The organism is Blastopirellula marina DSM 3645 (assembly GCF_000153105.1).
Lineage (GTDB): Bacteria > Planctomycetota > Planctomycetia > Pirellulales > Pirellulaceae > Blastopirellula > Blastopirellula marina.
Genome location: NZ_CH672376.1, coordinates 3,380,087 through 3,395,010, shown reverse-complemented (window position 1 = coordinate 3,395,010; position 14,924 = coordinate 3,380,087). Strand labels below are relative to the sequence as shown.

General features: G+C 56.0%; 12 protein-coding genes. 10 read left to right on the top strand and 2 right to left on the bottom strand.

Annotated elements, in window-relative coordinates; translation table 11 throughout:
- Positions 1 to 56: 56 nt before the first annotated feature.
- Entirely contained in the window at positions 57 to 1,601 is a 1,545-nt protein-coding gene (locus tag DSM3645_RS15660; RefSeq protein WP_002653205.1) for an HlyD family secretion protein, read from the top strand.
- Positions 1,598 to 3,247 carry an MDR family MFS transporter gene (locus DSM3645_RS15655; RefSeq protein ID WP_002653204.1) on the top strand — a complete coding sequence of 550 codons (1,650 nt, stop codon included), beginning with the start codon at positions 1,598 to 1,600 and terminating at the stop codon, positions 3,245 to 3,247. The genes DSM3645_RS15660 and DSM3645_RS15655 overlap by 4 nt, the downstream gene beginning before the upstream one ends.
- A 91-nt stretch (positions 3,248 to 3,338) precedes the next feature.
- Here the strand turns inward: DSM3645_RS15655 and DSM3645_RS15650 are convergent, their stop codons facing one another.
- Together DSM3645_RS15650 and DSM3645_RS28430 are read right to left on the bottom strand one after the other, a co-directional pair.
- Positions 3,339 to 3,980, bottom strand: coding sequence for a bifunctional 4-hydroxy-2-oxoglutarate aldolase/2-dehydro-3-deoxy-phosphogluconate aldolase (locus DSM3645_RS15650; protein WP_002653203.1), 642 nt, complete (start codon positions 3,978 to 3,980; stop codon positions 3,339 to 3,341).
- Between the two features lie 15 nt (positions 3,981 to 3,995).
- Entirely contained in the window at positions 3,996 to 5,060 is a 1,065-nt protein-coding gene (locus DSM3645_RS28430) for a 2-dehydro-3-deoxygalactonokinase (RefSeq protein ID WP_081444845.1), read from the bottom strand.
- A gap of 453 nt (positions 5,061 to 5,513) precedes the next feature.
- On the opposite strand from DSM3645_RS28430, the gene DSM3645_RS15635 reads away from it, so the two are divergent.
- From DSM3645_RS15635 to DSM3645_RS15605, 8 genes are all read left to right on the top strand, one after another.
- Positions 5,514 to 5,945, top strand: a complete 432-nt coding sequence (locus DSM3645_RS15635) for a hypothetical protein (RefSeq protein WP_002653201.1) — start codon at positions 5,514 to 5,516, stop codon at positions 5,943 to 5,945.
- 65 nt (positions 5,946 to 6,010) lie between these two features.
- Entirely contained in the window at positions 6,011 to 6,997 is a 987-nt protein-coding gene (locus DSM3645_RS15630; RefSeq protein ID WP_002653200.1) for a DUF1559 domain-containing protein, read from the top strand.
- A gap of 92 nt (positions 6,998 to 7,089) precedes the next feature.
- Positions 7,090 to 8,703: a sialidase family protein gene (locus DSM3645_RS15625; protein WP_161603355.1), complete on the top strand. Its 1,614-nt coding sequence runs from the start codon at positions 7,090 to 7,092 to the stop codon at positions 8,701 to 8,703.
- 33 nt (positions 8,704 to 8,736) lie between these two features.
- Positions 8,737 to 10,065 (top strand): NRAMP family divalent metal transporter, encoded by a 1,329-nt coding sequence (locus DSM3645_RS15620; protein WP_002653198.1) that lies wholly within the window; start codon positions 8,737 to 8,739, stop codon positions 10,063 to 10,065.
- Between the two features lie 527 nt (positions 10,066 to 10,592).
- The gene (locus DSM3645_RS28425) at positions 10,593 to 11,384 is read left to right on the top strand and encodes a GntR family transcriptional regulator (RefSeq protein ID WP_002653197.1); all 792 of its coding nucleotides are present in this window, start codon (positions 10,593 to 10,595) and stop codon (positions 11,382 to 11,384) included.
- A gap of 99 nt (positions 11,385 to 11,483) precedes the next feature.
- The gene (locus DSM3645_RS30665) at positions 11,484 to 11,657 is read left to right on the top strand and encodes a hypothetical protein (RefSeq protein ID WP_161603354.1); all 174 of its coding nucleotides are present in this window, start codon (positions 11,484 to 11,486) and stop codon (positions 11,655 to 11,657) included.
- Positions 11,641 to 12,423: a glucose 1-dehydrogenase gene (locus DSM3645_RS15610; protein ID WP_002653196.1), complete on the top strand. Its 783-nt coding sequence runs from the start codon at positions 11,641 to 11,643 to the stop codon at positions 12,421 to 12,423. Before DSM3645_RS30665 ends, DSM3645_RS15610 begins: the two co-directional genes overlap by 17 nt.
- 82 nt (positions 12,424 to 12,505) lie before the next feature.
- On the top strand, positions 12,506 to 14,878 hold the full coding sequence (locus tag DSM3645_RS15605) for a glycoside hydrolase family 15 protein (protein ID WP_002653195.1): 2,373 nt from the start codon (positions 12,506 to 12,508) through the stop codon (positions 14,876 to 14,878).
- Positions 14,879 to 14,924 lie beyond the last annotated feature (46 nt).

The window sequence follows — 14,924 nt, the reverse complement described above, 5'->3', positions numbered from 1 at the left end:
TGCTTGGATGCTCCCAGTCCAGGATCGCATCCACGTCCTTCGTCGAGGCCATCGATATGGAAATTTCGGAGAAGCCTGCTTCAGAACAGGAAGCGGCAAAGCAACAAACGGCGGATGAAAAGCGGGTTGTCGCTTCTATGCCTAAAGGCGAAATTCCAACGTCCGTTCCGTTCTGGACGCGGCGCAGTTTTTGGGTGCGGTCGGTCGCGATCGCGACGGCCCTGATCGTTTGCGCTTGGTTGGGCGGCCCTTGGATCTTGCGGTCGCTGAAAACGGTTTCGACAGACGACGCCTATGTGGATGGTCACGTCACTTTTGTGGCGCCGCGCGTCTCTGGCCAAGTGCTGAATGTACTAGTCGACGACAACGTGCGGGTGCAGAAAGGGGATCTGCTGCTGCAGATTGATCCAGAGCCCTATGAAACCGATGTCGCGCTCAAAGAGGCCCAAGTGCGAGTCGCCGAGGCGAACCTCTCGACCGCCGAAGCACAGGTGGAAGGGATCGTCGCGCAAACGCGCAGCAACCGATTTGCGTTGGAACATGCGATGGAAAGCGTACGCAACCAAATCGCGGTGCTGCGATCGAATGTTGCGCAAGCGAAGGTGGAAGAGGCGAGCCTGGTATTGGCCCAACGCAACTTTGATCGGAATCGCAAATTAGCGACCGACAATGTCATCGCCCAATCTGAATTTGACGTCTATACCGCCCAATTGGCCGAAGCCGAGAGTCGTGTTGACAGCGCAAAAGAAGTGGTTCAACAAACGCGATCGGCGTTGGGGTTGCCGATCAACGAGGCGAATCCGCTCGATATGCCTGCCGATTTAGATCAAAACTTTTCGGTCGTTCGTGAAACGTTGGCCAACCTGATGCAAAGCATCGCCGAGATCGGCTATCGTCCCAAGTCGTGGGATTTGACTCCCAATCAAGCGATTGACGACTTCTTTCATCTGAACGTCAGCGGCGATCTCGACACGATCTACAAGCAGCTGATCGCTGACGCTCCGGCAATCAAACAAGCCGCAGCGGCGCTGTTGCAAGCGCAGCGTCAGCTGGATCTGGCCAAGCTAAATTTGCGGTATTGCAATATCGTCAGCGACATCGATGGGGTCGTCACGCGACGGAACGTGAACCCAGGCAACTTCGTCCAAAGCGGCGAAAGCGTGTTGGCCGTCCGGTCTTTGACCGAAATCTGGGTGAACGCCAATTTCAAGGAAACCCAACTCAACAATTTACGCATTGGTCAACGCGTTGATCTCCATGTCGACATGTATGGTCGCGAGCGTCAATTTCATGGGCGAATCAGCGGCTTTACGATGGGGACCGGGCAGACCTTGGAATTGCTGCCGCCGCAAAATGCGACCGGCAATTTTGTGAAGATCGTGCAGCGGTTGCCGGTGCGGATTGATCTGTTGGAATATGATCCAGACGAAGCTCCCCTCTTCGCCGGTTTGTCGGTCACGCCTTACGTGTTTTACCAAGAGCCGGCGTCAGGGCCAAATGCAGGAAAATTGCTGCAAACGCCGGCTGAGTTGCCGGTGCGAAAAAGAGAATCGCCGCACGCGGAAACGAGGACGGCGCTTTGCACGGGAGAAGTGCAATGATCGGCGCACTACGTTTCTTCTTGCTGGGCGCCAAGACCGACGTTCCACGGGCGGCCGCATCCGCGACGATGTTTCGCTCGGTCAATCCTTGGGTGATCGCAGCGATCGTGGTCATCCCCACGTTCATGGAAGTGCTCGACACGACGATCGCGAATGTGGCGCTGCGCTATATCGCCGGTGGACTTTCGGCGGCGGTGATCGACAGCGAGTGGGTCATCACCAGCTATCTGGCCGCCAATGCGACCATTTTGCCGATCTCGGGTTGGCTGTCGTCACGGCTCGGGCGGCGGAACTACTTTATCGGCTCGATCGTGGTCTTTACTTTCGCGTCCGCATTATGCGGCTTTGCGACCAGTTTAGAGCAGCTGATATGTTTTCGAATACTACAGGGACTGGCCGGCGGAGGACTTCAGCCGTCCAGCCAGGGCGTGTTGTTGGATGCGTTTCCGCAGGAAAAACAGGGGTCGGCGATGACCGTGTTTGGCGTCGCGGCGTTGATTGCGCCAGTGATAGGTCCAACGCTCGGCGGTTATCTCACGGTCAATTTTGACTGGCGCTGGATCTTCTATATCAACATTCCCATCGGAGCGTTCGCCGCTTTGGCGGCGTGGACGGTGCTGGAAGATCCTCCCTATTTGAAGTTGGAAACGGCGGAGCATCGCAAAGCAGGCTGGCGCCTGGATGGCATTGGGCTGGGCGTATTGGCGATCACCGTCTCGGCGTGGGAAGTATTGATGAGCAAAGGGCAAGAGTGGGATTGGTTTGGCGATCCCTTTTGGCGAGTCCAGACGTTGGCAATCGCATTTGCCGTCGGGCTGGCGTTTCTGTTTTGGTACGAGATGCGGATCGCCGATCCCGTCGTTAATTTTCGACCGCTGGCCGAACGTAACTTTTTGATCTCTACGCTGGTTATTTTTTCTTCCTTCGGCGTGCTGTACGCCGCTAGTACGACATTGCCCAATCTGCTGCAGACGTTATTTGGCTATGACGCATTTGCTTCGGGTTTGGTGCTATCGCCGTCAGGTATTTTTGCCGTCGCGACGATCTTGATCGTCGGTCCTCTAATTACGCGGGGATGGGATGCGCGGATCTTTGTCGCCTGCGGCTTGGTCTTGATTGCCCTGGGATGCTATTGGATGTCGCTCATGACGCTGGCGATTGGCCCTTGGCAAGCGGTCTGGCCGCGGGTCGTAATGATCATTGGGCTGTCGATGATTTTCGCTCCGCTGAACGTCGCCGCGTTTTTGTACATTCCACGAAATTTACGAGGCGCTGCCGTCGGTTTATTCGCTTTGCTGCGAAACGAAGGAGGGAGCGTCGGCACGTCGGTCGCGCAGACCATTGAGGTTCGCCGCGAGCAATTTCATACCAGTCGGATCGGCGAGTTTCTCGATCCTTTAAATCCGGCGGTCAATCAATACTTGAACGATGCGCACGCCTATTTCTATCGGCTCTGCGGCGATTCGGCGCTTGCCGATAAGATGGCGCTGCAGACGTTGTCCAACGAACGAGCCCGACAAGCGGCCTCGCTGGCGTATTTTGACGACTTTTTTATCTTCGCCGTTGTCGCCCTGCTGTTGATCGGGCTGGTTCTGTTGATGAAGCGGAGCGTCGCCGCAAAGTCGCATCTGCCGGGGGCGGAATAGTTCAGCGATTGGTTCTTCTGTCGAACGACAAGGCTCGAAGCCAAGAGAGGACAGTCTCTGTTGAGATTTCAGAAACATCGATCAACGGGAGCTAAGCGACCGCCCGATAGGCGGCGACGAAGCGAGTCGTTTGTTCCTGAATCCAGTCCCAGTCTTGGGCGGCAATTCGTTGGGCGTCGAACAAGGGGCCGCCAATCCCGAAGGCGATAGCGCCGGCCCGATGAAAACTGGCCAAGCTTTCGACGGTGACGCCGCCGGTTGGCATCAGCGAGATTTGCGGCAGTGGACCGCGCAGGCTTTGCAAATAGGTGGGGCCCAACGCGTCGGCGGGAAAGATCTTAACGATCGCTGCGCCCAACTTCCATGCTTGGAACACTTCGCTGGGGGTCATCGCGCCGACAAAGGCCGGAACATCGGCGTCGCGGCAGACCTGAATCACATCACCGTCGACGATAGGAGTCACGATGAATGTCGCGCCGCATTGGATCGCTAGACGAGCATCCTCGACCGTACAGACGGTTCCGGCGCCGACATTGACCCGATCACCAAATTCATGCCGAAGCCGTTCAATCTGACTGGTCGCAGCGGGCGAATTCAGCGTTATTTCAACCGTGGTCAGTCCACCGGCCGCGGCGGATCGGACCGCTTGTTGCGAAGCTGCGAGATCGAATCCGCGTAAGATTCCAACCAACGGCAACTTCTGAAATCGTTCCCAGTCGAATAAGCCAGTCATGCGGCGGTTGGTCGCTTACGTGGAGGTTGGTTTGACGGAAGCAGGGGAGGGGATCGCGCTGGAACAGACAAGTGGATCCAAGTCGTGGTTTCGCGCCGCGCGATTGATTTCCTGAAATGCTTTCCACTGTCCGAGTGCGGAAAGATGGTCCACATCGCGTGGCGGAATGACCGTAACGACTCTCCCCAATCCCAGCACGTCCAACGCTTGTCGATAGAGGGGATGAAACGTTGCGTTAGCGCACAATACGATCGAACTATCGGCGTTTCGCAGTCGTGCGAGCGACGCAAGCTCATCACCGATAATGATTCCGCTTAACAGGGCGGCGCTCTCCGCAGCCGCATCCCCATGCAAGAGTTGTTTTGCGCGGACTTGGAACAAGACGCTGGTGAGTTCGCCGCGTCGCGCCATCTCGACTCCATCACAAAACGCCGTTTGTTCGGACGCCGTTGGCTGGGATGCGATCGATCGCTCGAGCGGCAGAGAATGCCGCAACGAGCTTTGCTCTTGCAGCAACTGATACAACTCTCCGGTCATGTAGGTACGGAAGTCAACGATCGTTCCGTGTTGAATGCATAGATGCTTGGAATGCGTGCCAGGCAAAATTAGCCAAGTGGTCGCCGACGCATGATGAAGAGCGGGAGTGAGAACCCCCAAACCGACGGCTTCCATCTCTTCGCCGCGCATGACGTCGCAATCGGCGCGAACGCCAGAGAAGAGAAAGAGCGGATGGCCCGCTAGCGGATCGAGTCGTCGCCACGGCAGGTTAGAACCATCGAGGCGAAACGGGAGCGTCGCGTAGGGAAGATCGCTCCAACCCATCGAGGAACTGGCCATCCCGGAGATCAAGATCGGCGTCAGTTCGGCGTCGATCGCGATCTGTGACGTGATCGCGTCGACATGACGGCGCAGGACTTTCGCGTAGAGGGCGCCGCGATCGACTTGCGTTGCGCGTTTCGCCAAATTGGCGGCTCCTTCCGACGACGTTCGTTCGAAAACGATCGCTCCCGATGCAGGTTGCACAAGGCGCAAACGAAAGTGACTTGTCCCCCAGTCGCAATTGAAAAAATATGGAGCCATCGAGACCGCGCGGTAAGGGAAGTCAACATCGCCAACTCGGTCGATAACGCTGCGAAAAGGTCACCCGCCGACCGGTCGAAATGCTCGAATGAATACATGTATACAGGCAAAAAGTTTGGCGGTCAAGCTTTCCTTGGATCGCTGGTCATCCCCAAGTTGGAAGGGCTGTTTGGGCGACTGACGTTGTTGTTTGGTGCTGTTACTACTCTATTTCAGGGCAGATTAGATCTACCGTAAAAATGGTTTTTTTTGAAATTGTGTTGACGAGGACGTGGACCTACCTGTATACAGGTAAGGGCGACGGGTTGCCGCAGTCGCTCCGATGACGCTAAGAGCGATCGGTATTCGCATCCCCATGCCCCCCGGGTTTGATAGGAATTACGATCGAATTTGGGGGGGCAGCCTTGTTTTCAATTTCGCCACGCGTTTTCCATCTTTTTTTGAGCTCTTCTCATGCAACGCGTCGTTAACACCCTTTCCCATCGGACGCTGCCGACAAAGATCAGTGGTTGGCCGTTGGTGGTCATTTTTTTGTTCGCCGTTGGCTGCGGCCAACCGGATGTGGGCTCGGACGTGCAAGGGAAGGTCACTTTTGACGGTAAATCGGTTGACGGCGGCGTCGTGCTGTTCAATCCGCTAAACGCCGACTTGCCGCCGATTCGGGCCAATATTCAGTCGGATGGCGCCTACCAATTAAAGGCCGAGCCTGCCGAGTACAAAGTGATCGTCAAATGGTACGAGAAACAATCGAGTGACATCCAGGCAGAGGATCCTCGTTACCAGGAGCCAAAGCTGTTGACCCCCAAAGAATATACGAGTCTGCAAACGACCCCATTGCAGTTCAAAGTGGTGAAAGAAAAAGAAGTAATCGATTTGGATCTGTAGTCGCCACGTTGCTTTCATCTTCTCCTCGGTTTAGTTCCTATCGTTCATCTGCTTAGGAGTTTCCCATGCGGAACGACTGTCGCTCTCGAAAACAAAAATTTGGCTTTACATTGGTGGAACTGTTGGTGGTGATCGCCATCATCGGAGTCTTAATTGCGCTGCTGTTGCCTGCGGTGCAGCAAGCGCGGGAAGCGGCTCGGCGGATGCAGTGCACGAATAATCTGAAACAAATCGGGCTGGGCGTGCATAACTTTCACGACACCTTCGGCGTGATTCCGGCCAACACGTTTCCGCAACGTGCTTCGACCTCGCCGACCCCTGCGAGTGAATGGTTGTATAGTCGATTCAGCGGTTGGGTCGTTCTATTGCCCTATATCGAGCAAGGTGCGCTGCACGATTCGTACAATCGTTATCAAGACTTTGAACATGCGGACAACAAGTCTGTCGAACAGAACACGCAGCCGATATCGGCCTATTTTTGTCCTTCGCTACGTTCAGGCGAAAAGACCGACACTTCGTTTTCGTCCGCGCGGCAAGATCGCCATAAAGGAGACTACGCTTTTGTCGGCGGCGGAGAATTGCCAGACGGATCCTATAGTCATGTCCATGCCGACCTGAACTCGACCAAGAGCAATGGGATGTTCGTCATGCCGCGTTACGAGTCGAGCGGCAAGCTATGGACCAAGCCGGGGCAATTGACGTTCGCGTCGGTGACGGATGGACTAACCAATACGTTCGCTGTCGGCGAAAAGCGAACGCAGGAATATCGTAATGCCTCCAACACGCTGATTGACGGCGTTAGTAAGACAACCAGTGACGGTCCGCAGTATTTATGGGGTCACTTTACGTCGCGCAACACTGCGTCGCCGATGAACCAACCGATACTCGGGACTTGGGGAAACAACGACGCCAACTTCGCGAGTCAACATCCAGGCGGCTGCAACTTTCTGCTGGGAGACGGTTCGGTCCGTTTTATCCCGGAAACGATCAACTTTGACCTCTATAATCAGTTGGCTGCTCGCAACAGCGGCAAGCCGAAAACCCTGCCGTAAACCTGACCCTTCTTCAGATTGTCATCCTTCTTCGAGCACCGCTCTCGTGTTCTCGAATGGAGATTGACCGCCCCCCCTCGACGAGAATCCTCATGCAACCACGAACCTGTCTTTTTCAAACTGTCTGTCTCTTGGCCTGCTGGGGGACGTTTTCTACTTTGGCCCTCGCCGAAGAGAGCGAGTCATCAGCGGCCGCGATCGCTCCGACCGCCAATTTTGCGCCTGGATCCGAATACGACGATTCGGCCCGAATGTTTCAAGGAATCTCTGGTCTTGAGCGATCTCCCGGCGGGCGACTATGGGCGACCTGGTACGGCGGTGGAGTGACGGAAGATCGCCATAATTACATCCTGCTAGTTTCCAGCGATGACGAAGGAAAAACCTGGTCCGAGAACAAAGTGGTGATCGATCCTGATAAGGAAGGACCGGTTCGCGCGTTCGATCCTTGTCCGTGGGTCGATCCCTCCGGAAAACTCTGGCTCTTCTGGTGTCAGGCGACGCGCGGCGGCGGCGGAGATCCGCATACCTTTGCGATGACGACTGAGAACCCCGATGACGCGCAGCCGAAATGGTCGGCGCCGCAGCTAGTTCACAACGGCGTCATGATGTGCAAGCCGACAGCGCTGGCCAACGGTGATTGGCTGTTGCCGACGGCAATTTGGGGTCGTGACCATAGCTGTCGCGTGGTCGCATCTACCGATCAAGGGAAGACCTGGTCGCTGCGCGGGACGGCCAATGTGCCGGCAGCGAAAGATCGCAATTGCGATGAGCCGATGATCGTCCAGCGGAAAAATGGGGAGCTCTGGCAGTTGGTTCGCACTAGCTACGGTATCGGCGAAAGCCATTCGACCGATGGGGGAAAAACCTGGACGGCGGTCACTCCTTGGAACATCCGACACACGGCCTCCCGATTTTTCATCCGACGTCTCCAGTCAGGAAACCTATTGCTGGTCAAGCACGGACCGCTGCACGAAAAGACGGGTCGCTCGCATTTGACCGCCTACCTCTCGAAAGATGATGGTCAATCGTGGGAGGGAGGCCTACTGCTTGATGAACGATCCGGCGTATCGTATCCCGATGGCGCTGAGTCGCAGGACGGGGTCGTCTATCTAACCTACGACTATGATCGACAAGGTCAAAAGTACATCTATATGACAACCTTCACCGAAGCGGACGTACTGGCGAAGAAGCCGGTCAGCGACCACGTGCGGCAGCGCTTGGTGATCAATCAGGCGACAGGCCTAAATACGCGAAAAGCCGCGAAGGCGAAACCGGTGAAAATTGAGTTTGCGTCCAACGACGACGGAGCGCCGCTCAGCACCGCATCGGCTGCGGAGATTCAACCCCAGATTGGCGAGATTCAACCGCTAGAGTTGGGCGTCCAATTGTTCACCGATCGCAATTACAAGTTGCACGATCTGCCAAAGACGCTATCGGGAAAACGGTTTGTTCAATCGTCGATCGAAAAGAGTTCGGTGAAGTGCACAGCCGCCGGCGTCGTACTGGTGGTCACTCCTTCGGAGGGACGCAATCAGGACAGTCTGTCGGACGACCTGCTGAAGCAAGGGTTCACGAAGGTGAAGTTGTCCGAGTTTCTCTTGTTTTCGGAAACGAATGCGCCCGGCAATGTTTGCACGACCTATCAGAAGAATCTGAAAGAGGGAGAAACGCTGGAATTGGGCAAATGGGGCGTCATCTTGTTTTGATGCGGCGTCTCTATTTTTGAAAGTTCGCCAGCGATGATTGTCCCCGATCCGATGCGTCCTTCTCCCTTGACTACCGAAACGCCGCCACCAAAGCGCTCGCTGCTGAACCGATTCTGGAGCGTTGTGCTTGCCGTCGGCCCAGGCATTTTTTGCATCGGCTATACGGTCGGGACCGGCAGCGTCACCACGATGTGCAAAGCAGGTTCGATGCTAGGTCTCGACCTGCTCTGGTTGCTGCTCCTCTGTTCCCTTTTTATGGGCATCTTAATGGAGGCGTTCGGTCGCTATGCGGTCGTGACCGGTGAAACGGCCATCCATAGCTTTCGTACGCACCTCCAAGGCGGTCCGTTGATCGCTGTTCTGGTGGTCGCAGGGATCGTGATGGCCCAGTATGGCGCGATCATGGGAATCCTGGGTCTTTGCTCTTCGATGATTAGTGATGTGGCGCATCAGCGTTTCCCCGACATGGCGCTGTCGGACTATTGGACGCGCGTGCTGATTGCGATAGGAATTGTCAGTGCGCTCTATGCGCTGGTCTGGGTGGGGACTTACACCTTTTTTGAGAAGGTGCTGGTCTTTTTTGTCACCCTGATGGGGATCACATTTCTGGGCTCGATGTTCATTGTGTTGCCGGCGCCGAGCGACTTTATTGCCGGCTTGATGTTTCACTTGCCCACCGAAAAGGGAGCGTTTGTTTTGGTCCCGGCGATCGTCGGCACCACCATGGCCGCGGCGACGTTTGTGGTTCGCCCTTTGTTGGTCAAAGCCAAAGGGTGGGATATTCATCACTTGCGCGATCAATCGCGCGACAGCATCACCGCAGCGGTCTTGATGTTTATCGTCAGTCTGGCGGTGATGGCCAGTGCTACCGGCGCATTGCATCAACAGGGACAAGTCGTCGAACAAGTCATGGATATGGTGAAGTCGCTCGAGCCGGCCGCCGGGAAACTGGCGATGATGCTGTTTTTTGCGGGTACGCTGAGCGCTGGTCTTTCTTCGTTGTTTCCCATCATCATGGTTGCGCCGCTGCTGATCGCCGACTATCGCAACGGCAAGCTAGAGACGACCACTCCGATGTTTCGCATTTTATCGGCGGTCGCCTGTCTGATTGGTTTGACGGTTCCGTTGTTGGGGTTCAATCCGGTCCAAGCGCAGATCGTCAGTCAAATCGGCGGAGTCTTCGTCCTGCCGCTCTGCATCGGCGCGATGATCGTTTTGGTGAACCGCAAAGATCTGATGGGCGAGCACCGCGCCGGCCATCTGCTGAACGCCGGTCTAGCCGCCGCGTTCCTCTTTTCGTTGCTCATCACCTATACCGGCTGCGTCACGATTATTGGCCAATTGAAGCTGCTCATGAATTGAACCGCCGACATCTTGATCGCTGTATACCAGGCGACGGAAAGTGAACTCTCGGTTCCCATGTCCTGCTTGCAAAGTCGCACGAAGTAGAAGATCCATGCTCGCGCTGGGTACGTTAATGCCTGAAAATTTGCCAGAATCGCATTCTGAAGATAAATGGGAACTTGAAAAGATTTGCTTGACGCAGTGCGTCAAGCCTATGTATACAGAATGCTAATGCGGTATGCAGGCATTAACCAGCGGTTGCTCCCTCCCCCGTTTTAACGGCGAAGCGCAGGGCCTCGAAGCTCGAATCCTTCCCTCGCTTTGTAGTACTCCCAGGAGAGGCGGAGTTCGCAAGCCGTAGTACGTTGGTATGCATGGAGGATGCGGCAGGATGATCTACCAAGAGAATCCACGGTTGCCTAGCGCAACGACAAATCGGAGCGCGTCTCAAAATTTGGCTAACCGCGCCGCTCGAAATCCTGTTACTATTCCGTAACGGTATTTTCCAACGTTCAAATTCGCTGCTTTTTACCGGCATAAATCGCATGTCTTCCGTTTCGCTCAGTGCGGTCGCTTATCAGCGCATCTTGCAATGCATGTTGGATCATTCCTTGTCGGGCGATCGCCGCATTTCGGAATCGGAACTTGCCCGCAAGTTGGGGATTAGCCGAACGCCGATTCGAGAGGCGATTTGCCGGCTAGAAAGCGAAGGCCTTCTGTATCAGGTCGTGGGCAGCGGCACCTATATCGCCCGACCCGATCGGAAGAAACTGCTGGACGCATTCGACGTGCGCGAAGCGCTGGAGTGCCAAGCCGTTGTCAAAGCGACGAAACGGATGAGCGTCAGAGAACGCACCGAGTTAAAACTGCAATGCGACAATATGCATGCGGCCATTTCGGCGCTGCGTGACTCGGGCGAGAAGGTCATGACCGGCGACGCGCTCAAGCAGTTTCTCGTCTCCGATCTCAAGTTTCACTTGCTGCTGTTGCGCGCGGCGAATAACCAATTCGCGATGAAGATTGTCACCGATAGCCGCATTCGAGATTACGTCTTCGGCGATTCGACGCACGAACGCACGTTGCGGCACTTGGCCTGGGTTTGGCTGCTGCATGCACGCGTCTCGCGCGAAGTACAGCGAAAGAATGCGCGTAAGGCGCAGTACTGGATGCGGCGGCATATCCGGCAAAGTCGCAATGACGCGCTGGTAGCGCTGCAGAAGAGTCGAACAGCAGGCAGTCCCCGCCAACCGGCTCCGCCGGAACTGACCAACTTGCTGCAATCAGTCTGTGAAGAATTGGCCGTGATCAGCACGCCGCCTGCGGAGTCCAGTGAATAGCTGGAACGTTTTCTGCTGCTGCAAGCGATGGGCCGTCTGCAATCGCTATTCCGACTTCGCGTTCTCCGTCGCTAGTTCTTTGGCGAACCGGAAATCGCTGTGGCGCGAAAAGAAGAGCGGAACACGGCGGTCACCATTTGGTTGAAGCTGCTAGAAGCTGACTGCGTTCCCCCGCTGCGCCCTATAATAAGAGGAACCGCCGCGGTCGGCGCTACAGCGCTGGAAACGAATTTTACGCCAACCACCCAAGGAATGTATGGAAATCCGACTTGATGGAAAACGAGCCCTCGTGACCGGCGGAAGCTCTGGGATTGGCGCTGCGATCGCCGTAGAGTTGGGCGCCGCCGGGGCCAAAGTGGTGGTCAATTATCGTTCGCACGCCGATGCTGCGGCAGAGATTGTGCGTCAAATCACCGACGTCGGCGGCCAAGCGACTGCGGTTCAAGCGGATGTCTCCGATCAGTCGGCCGTGGTGAAGATGTTTGAACAGATGGATGACGTCTATGGTGGAATCGACATCCTAATTAACAACGCCGGCATCGACGGCAAGCGGGTAATGAGTTGGGAAATCGATCCCGAAGATTGGCGGAAGGTGATTGACGTCAATATGCTGGGGTCTTTTTATTGCGCTCAACAAGCGTTGAAACGGATGATACCGGCCAGCAGCGGCGTGGTGATTAGCGTCAGTTCGGTCCATGAAGAGATTGCCTGGTCGGGTTATAGCGCTTACGCCGCGAGTAAGTCGGGCGTCGCGATGATGACCAAAACATTGGCGCAAGAAGCGGCGCCGTACGGAGTTCGCGTTTTGGCGATTGCACCTGGCGCGATCAAAACCGCAATTAACAAGCCGGTCTGGAGCGATCCCGAGCAACGAAAAGACTTGCTCACCAAGATTCCGCTCAATCGGATCGGCGAGCCGAAAGAAATTGCCGAGATGACGGTGGTTTTGGCGTCCGACGTCGCATCCTATATAACCGGCCGCACCATCTTTATTGACGGCGGCATGACCGACTATCCCAGCTTCGCCGAAGGAGGATAATCGGCGATGATGGGTTGCGCACCTGCCGCCGCTTTGTTCATCGACGACCGAATCTGCACCTCTTCCGCTTGGATTTTCCCCTATGAACGATCGCATCGCGCCTGGCGCGCCCGGAATTGAACCTCGTTGGACGTCGAGCGCCAAAGATGGCATCGGAACCGCGTACCATACGAGCAGCCGAGTCTGGTTCACGCTTAGCCATGGGATCATCAACGAGATCTACTATCCGCATGTCGATTCGCCCAACACGCGTGACATGCAGTTGTTGATCACCGATGGCGAGACGTTTTTCCACGAAGAAAAGCGCGATCTAACGCATCGTATTGAACGCCCAGAACCGCACGCGCTCCTCTATCGTTTGACAAATACGGCGCCGGACGAGCGTTATCGTATTGTCAAAGAAGTGATCAGTGAGCCGCACTCCAACGTCGTGCTGATGAACGTCAGGGTCGAAATCCTAGACACGTCGTTAAACGGCAAATTGAAGATCTATGTCCTGCTCGCGCCGCATCTCAACGATACCGGAGAGCACAATTCGGCCGAATGCATAAATCTGGGGGGCAAACGCTTGTTGCATGCTCATCGAGACTTCGCGCATCTTGTGTTGGGTTGCGACACCGACTTCTCGCGAACGTCGGTTGGCTTTGTGGGGGTCAGCGATGGTTGGCGCGATCTGGCCGACAACTTCCAAATGGACTGGGAGTACCAACGTGCCGAAGATGGCAACATCGCGGTGATGGGAGAAATCGATCTCTCGAAAGGGCTTGAATTTAACGTCGGCGTCGGCATGGGCTATACCTGCAAAAGCGCCGCGACGCAGTTAGTGCAGGCCTTTATCTATCCCTTCGAGGTGCAGCGGAAAAGGTACGTCGAGCAATGGAAGCGGACGACCTACGATAATCCGATGCCGTTAAAAGACCCACAGACAGCCAATCTGGTGCAACTTAGCCAATGCATTTTGATGGCCCACGAAGACAAAATGTTCGCCGGCGCGACCGTCGCGTCGATGAGCATTCCTTGGGGCGAAACGAAAGACGATAGCGACTCTGGCGGCTATCACCTGGTTTGGGCGCGCGATATGGTGCAGACCACGACAGCGCTGCTCGCCTGTGGCGAAAAAGAATCGCCGCTGCGCGCGTTGACCTGGTTGTCATGCGTTCAAAGCGAAGATGGCGGGATGCCTCAAAACAGCAAGATCGACGGCACCGCCTATTGGAAAGGAGTGCAGCTTGACGAAATCGCAGCGCCGGTAATTCTCGCTTGGCGTTTGCAGCAGGTCGCCGCACTGGAGAAGTTTGATCCCACAATCATGGTTCGCCGCGCCGTCCGCTACCTCATTTTGCATGGTCCGGTATCAGCGCAGGAGCGCTGGGAAGAGAACGAAGGTTATTCGCCGTCGACGTTGGCCGCGGTGATTTCCGCGATCATTTGCGCGGCCGACTTCGCCGATCTGCGGAAAGATCGAGAGATCGCCCAGTTTTTGCGCGACTATGGAGACTGGGCCGCGGCGTCGTTGGAGACTTGGACTGTCACCGACCGCGGTGAGCTTGTGCCGGAAAAGCCGCGTCATTATGTCCGCATCACTCCGGCCAGTCCGCAGCCAGGCTGCATTTCGCCCGATCCGAATACGGCCATCATTCAAGTCGCCAACGGCGGCGGACAGCACCCCGCGCGCAATGTGGTGGATGGCGGCTTTTTGCAACTCGTGCGGATGGGCATTCGTGCGGCCGACGATCCGATTATCGTCGACTCAGTCGCTGTGATCGACGCTGTTCTCAAACGGGATCTGCCGCAAGGCCCCGGCTGGCGACGGTATAACCATGACGGCTATGGCCAACATCTCGACGGACGCGCCTTCGACGGAACCGGAGAAGGTCGCTGCTGGCCGCTGCTATCGGGAGAACGCGGTCACTACGAATTAGCGGCCGGCCGTGATCCTTCTCTCTACATCCAAGCGATCGAGGGCTTTGCGAACGCTGGGGGAATGTTGACAGAACAAGTGTGGGACACCGCAGACCTGCCGGAAAAAGAAATGTTCTTCGGCGAGCCTTCTGGATCGGCGATGCCGCTATGTTGGGCGCATGCCGAATATATTTCGCTGGTTCGCAGTCGCAGCGAAGGCGTCGTATTCGATCGGATTGAGTCGGTCTATCAGCGGTATGCGGTCAACAAGACGCAGAACCGCGTCGAAATCTGGACGCTCGCCCATCAGCCGGCCGAGATTCGAGCCGGAAAGCCGTTGCGAGTCATCGTCGATACGGCGGCCGTCATCCACTGGAGCACCGATCAGTGGAAGACGCGACAGGATCTGGCAGCGCAGGAAAACTCGTTAGGTCTCTTTACCGTGGACTTGCCGATCGAGCAACTTCCGCCAGCAGGCGTCGTCGTCTTCACCATCCACTGGGTTGAAGAAGATCGCTGGGAAGAACACGATTTCACCGTTCATATCCAATAAGAGCGGCGGGGCGCCAAGATCGCCGCGCCTTCTTCCCAGGATGAAA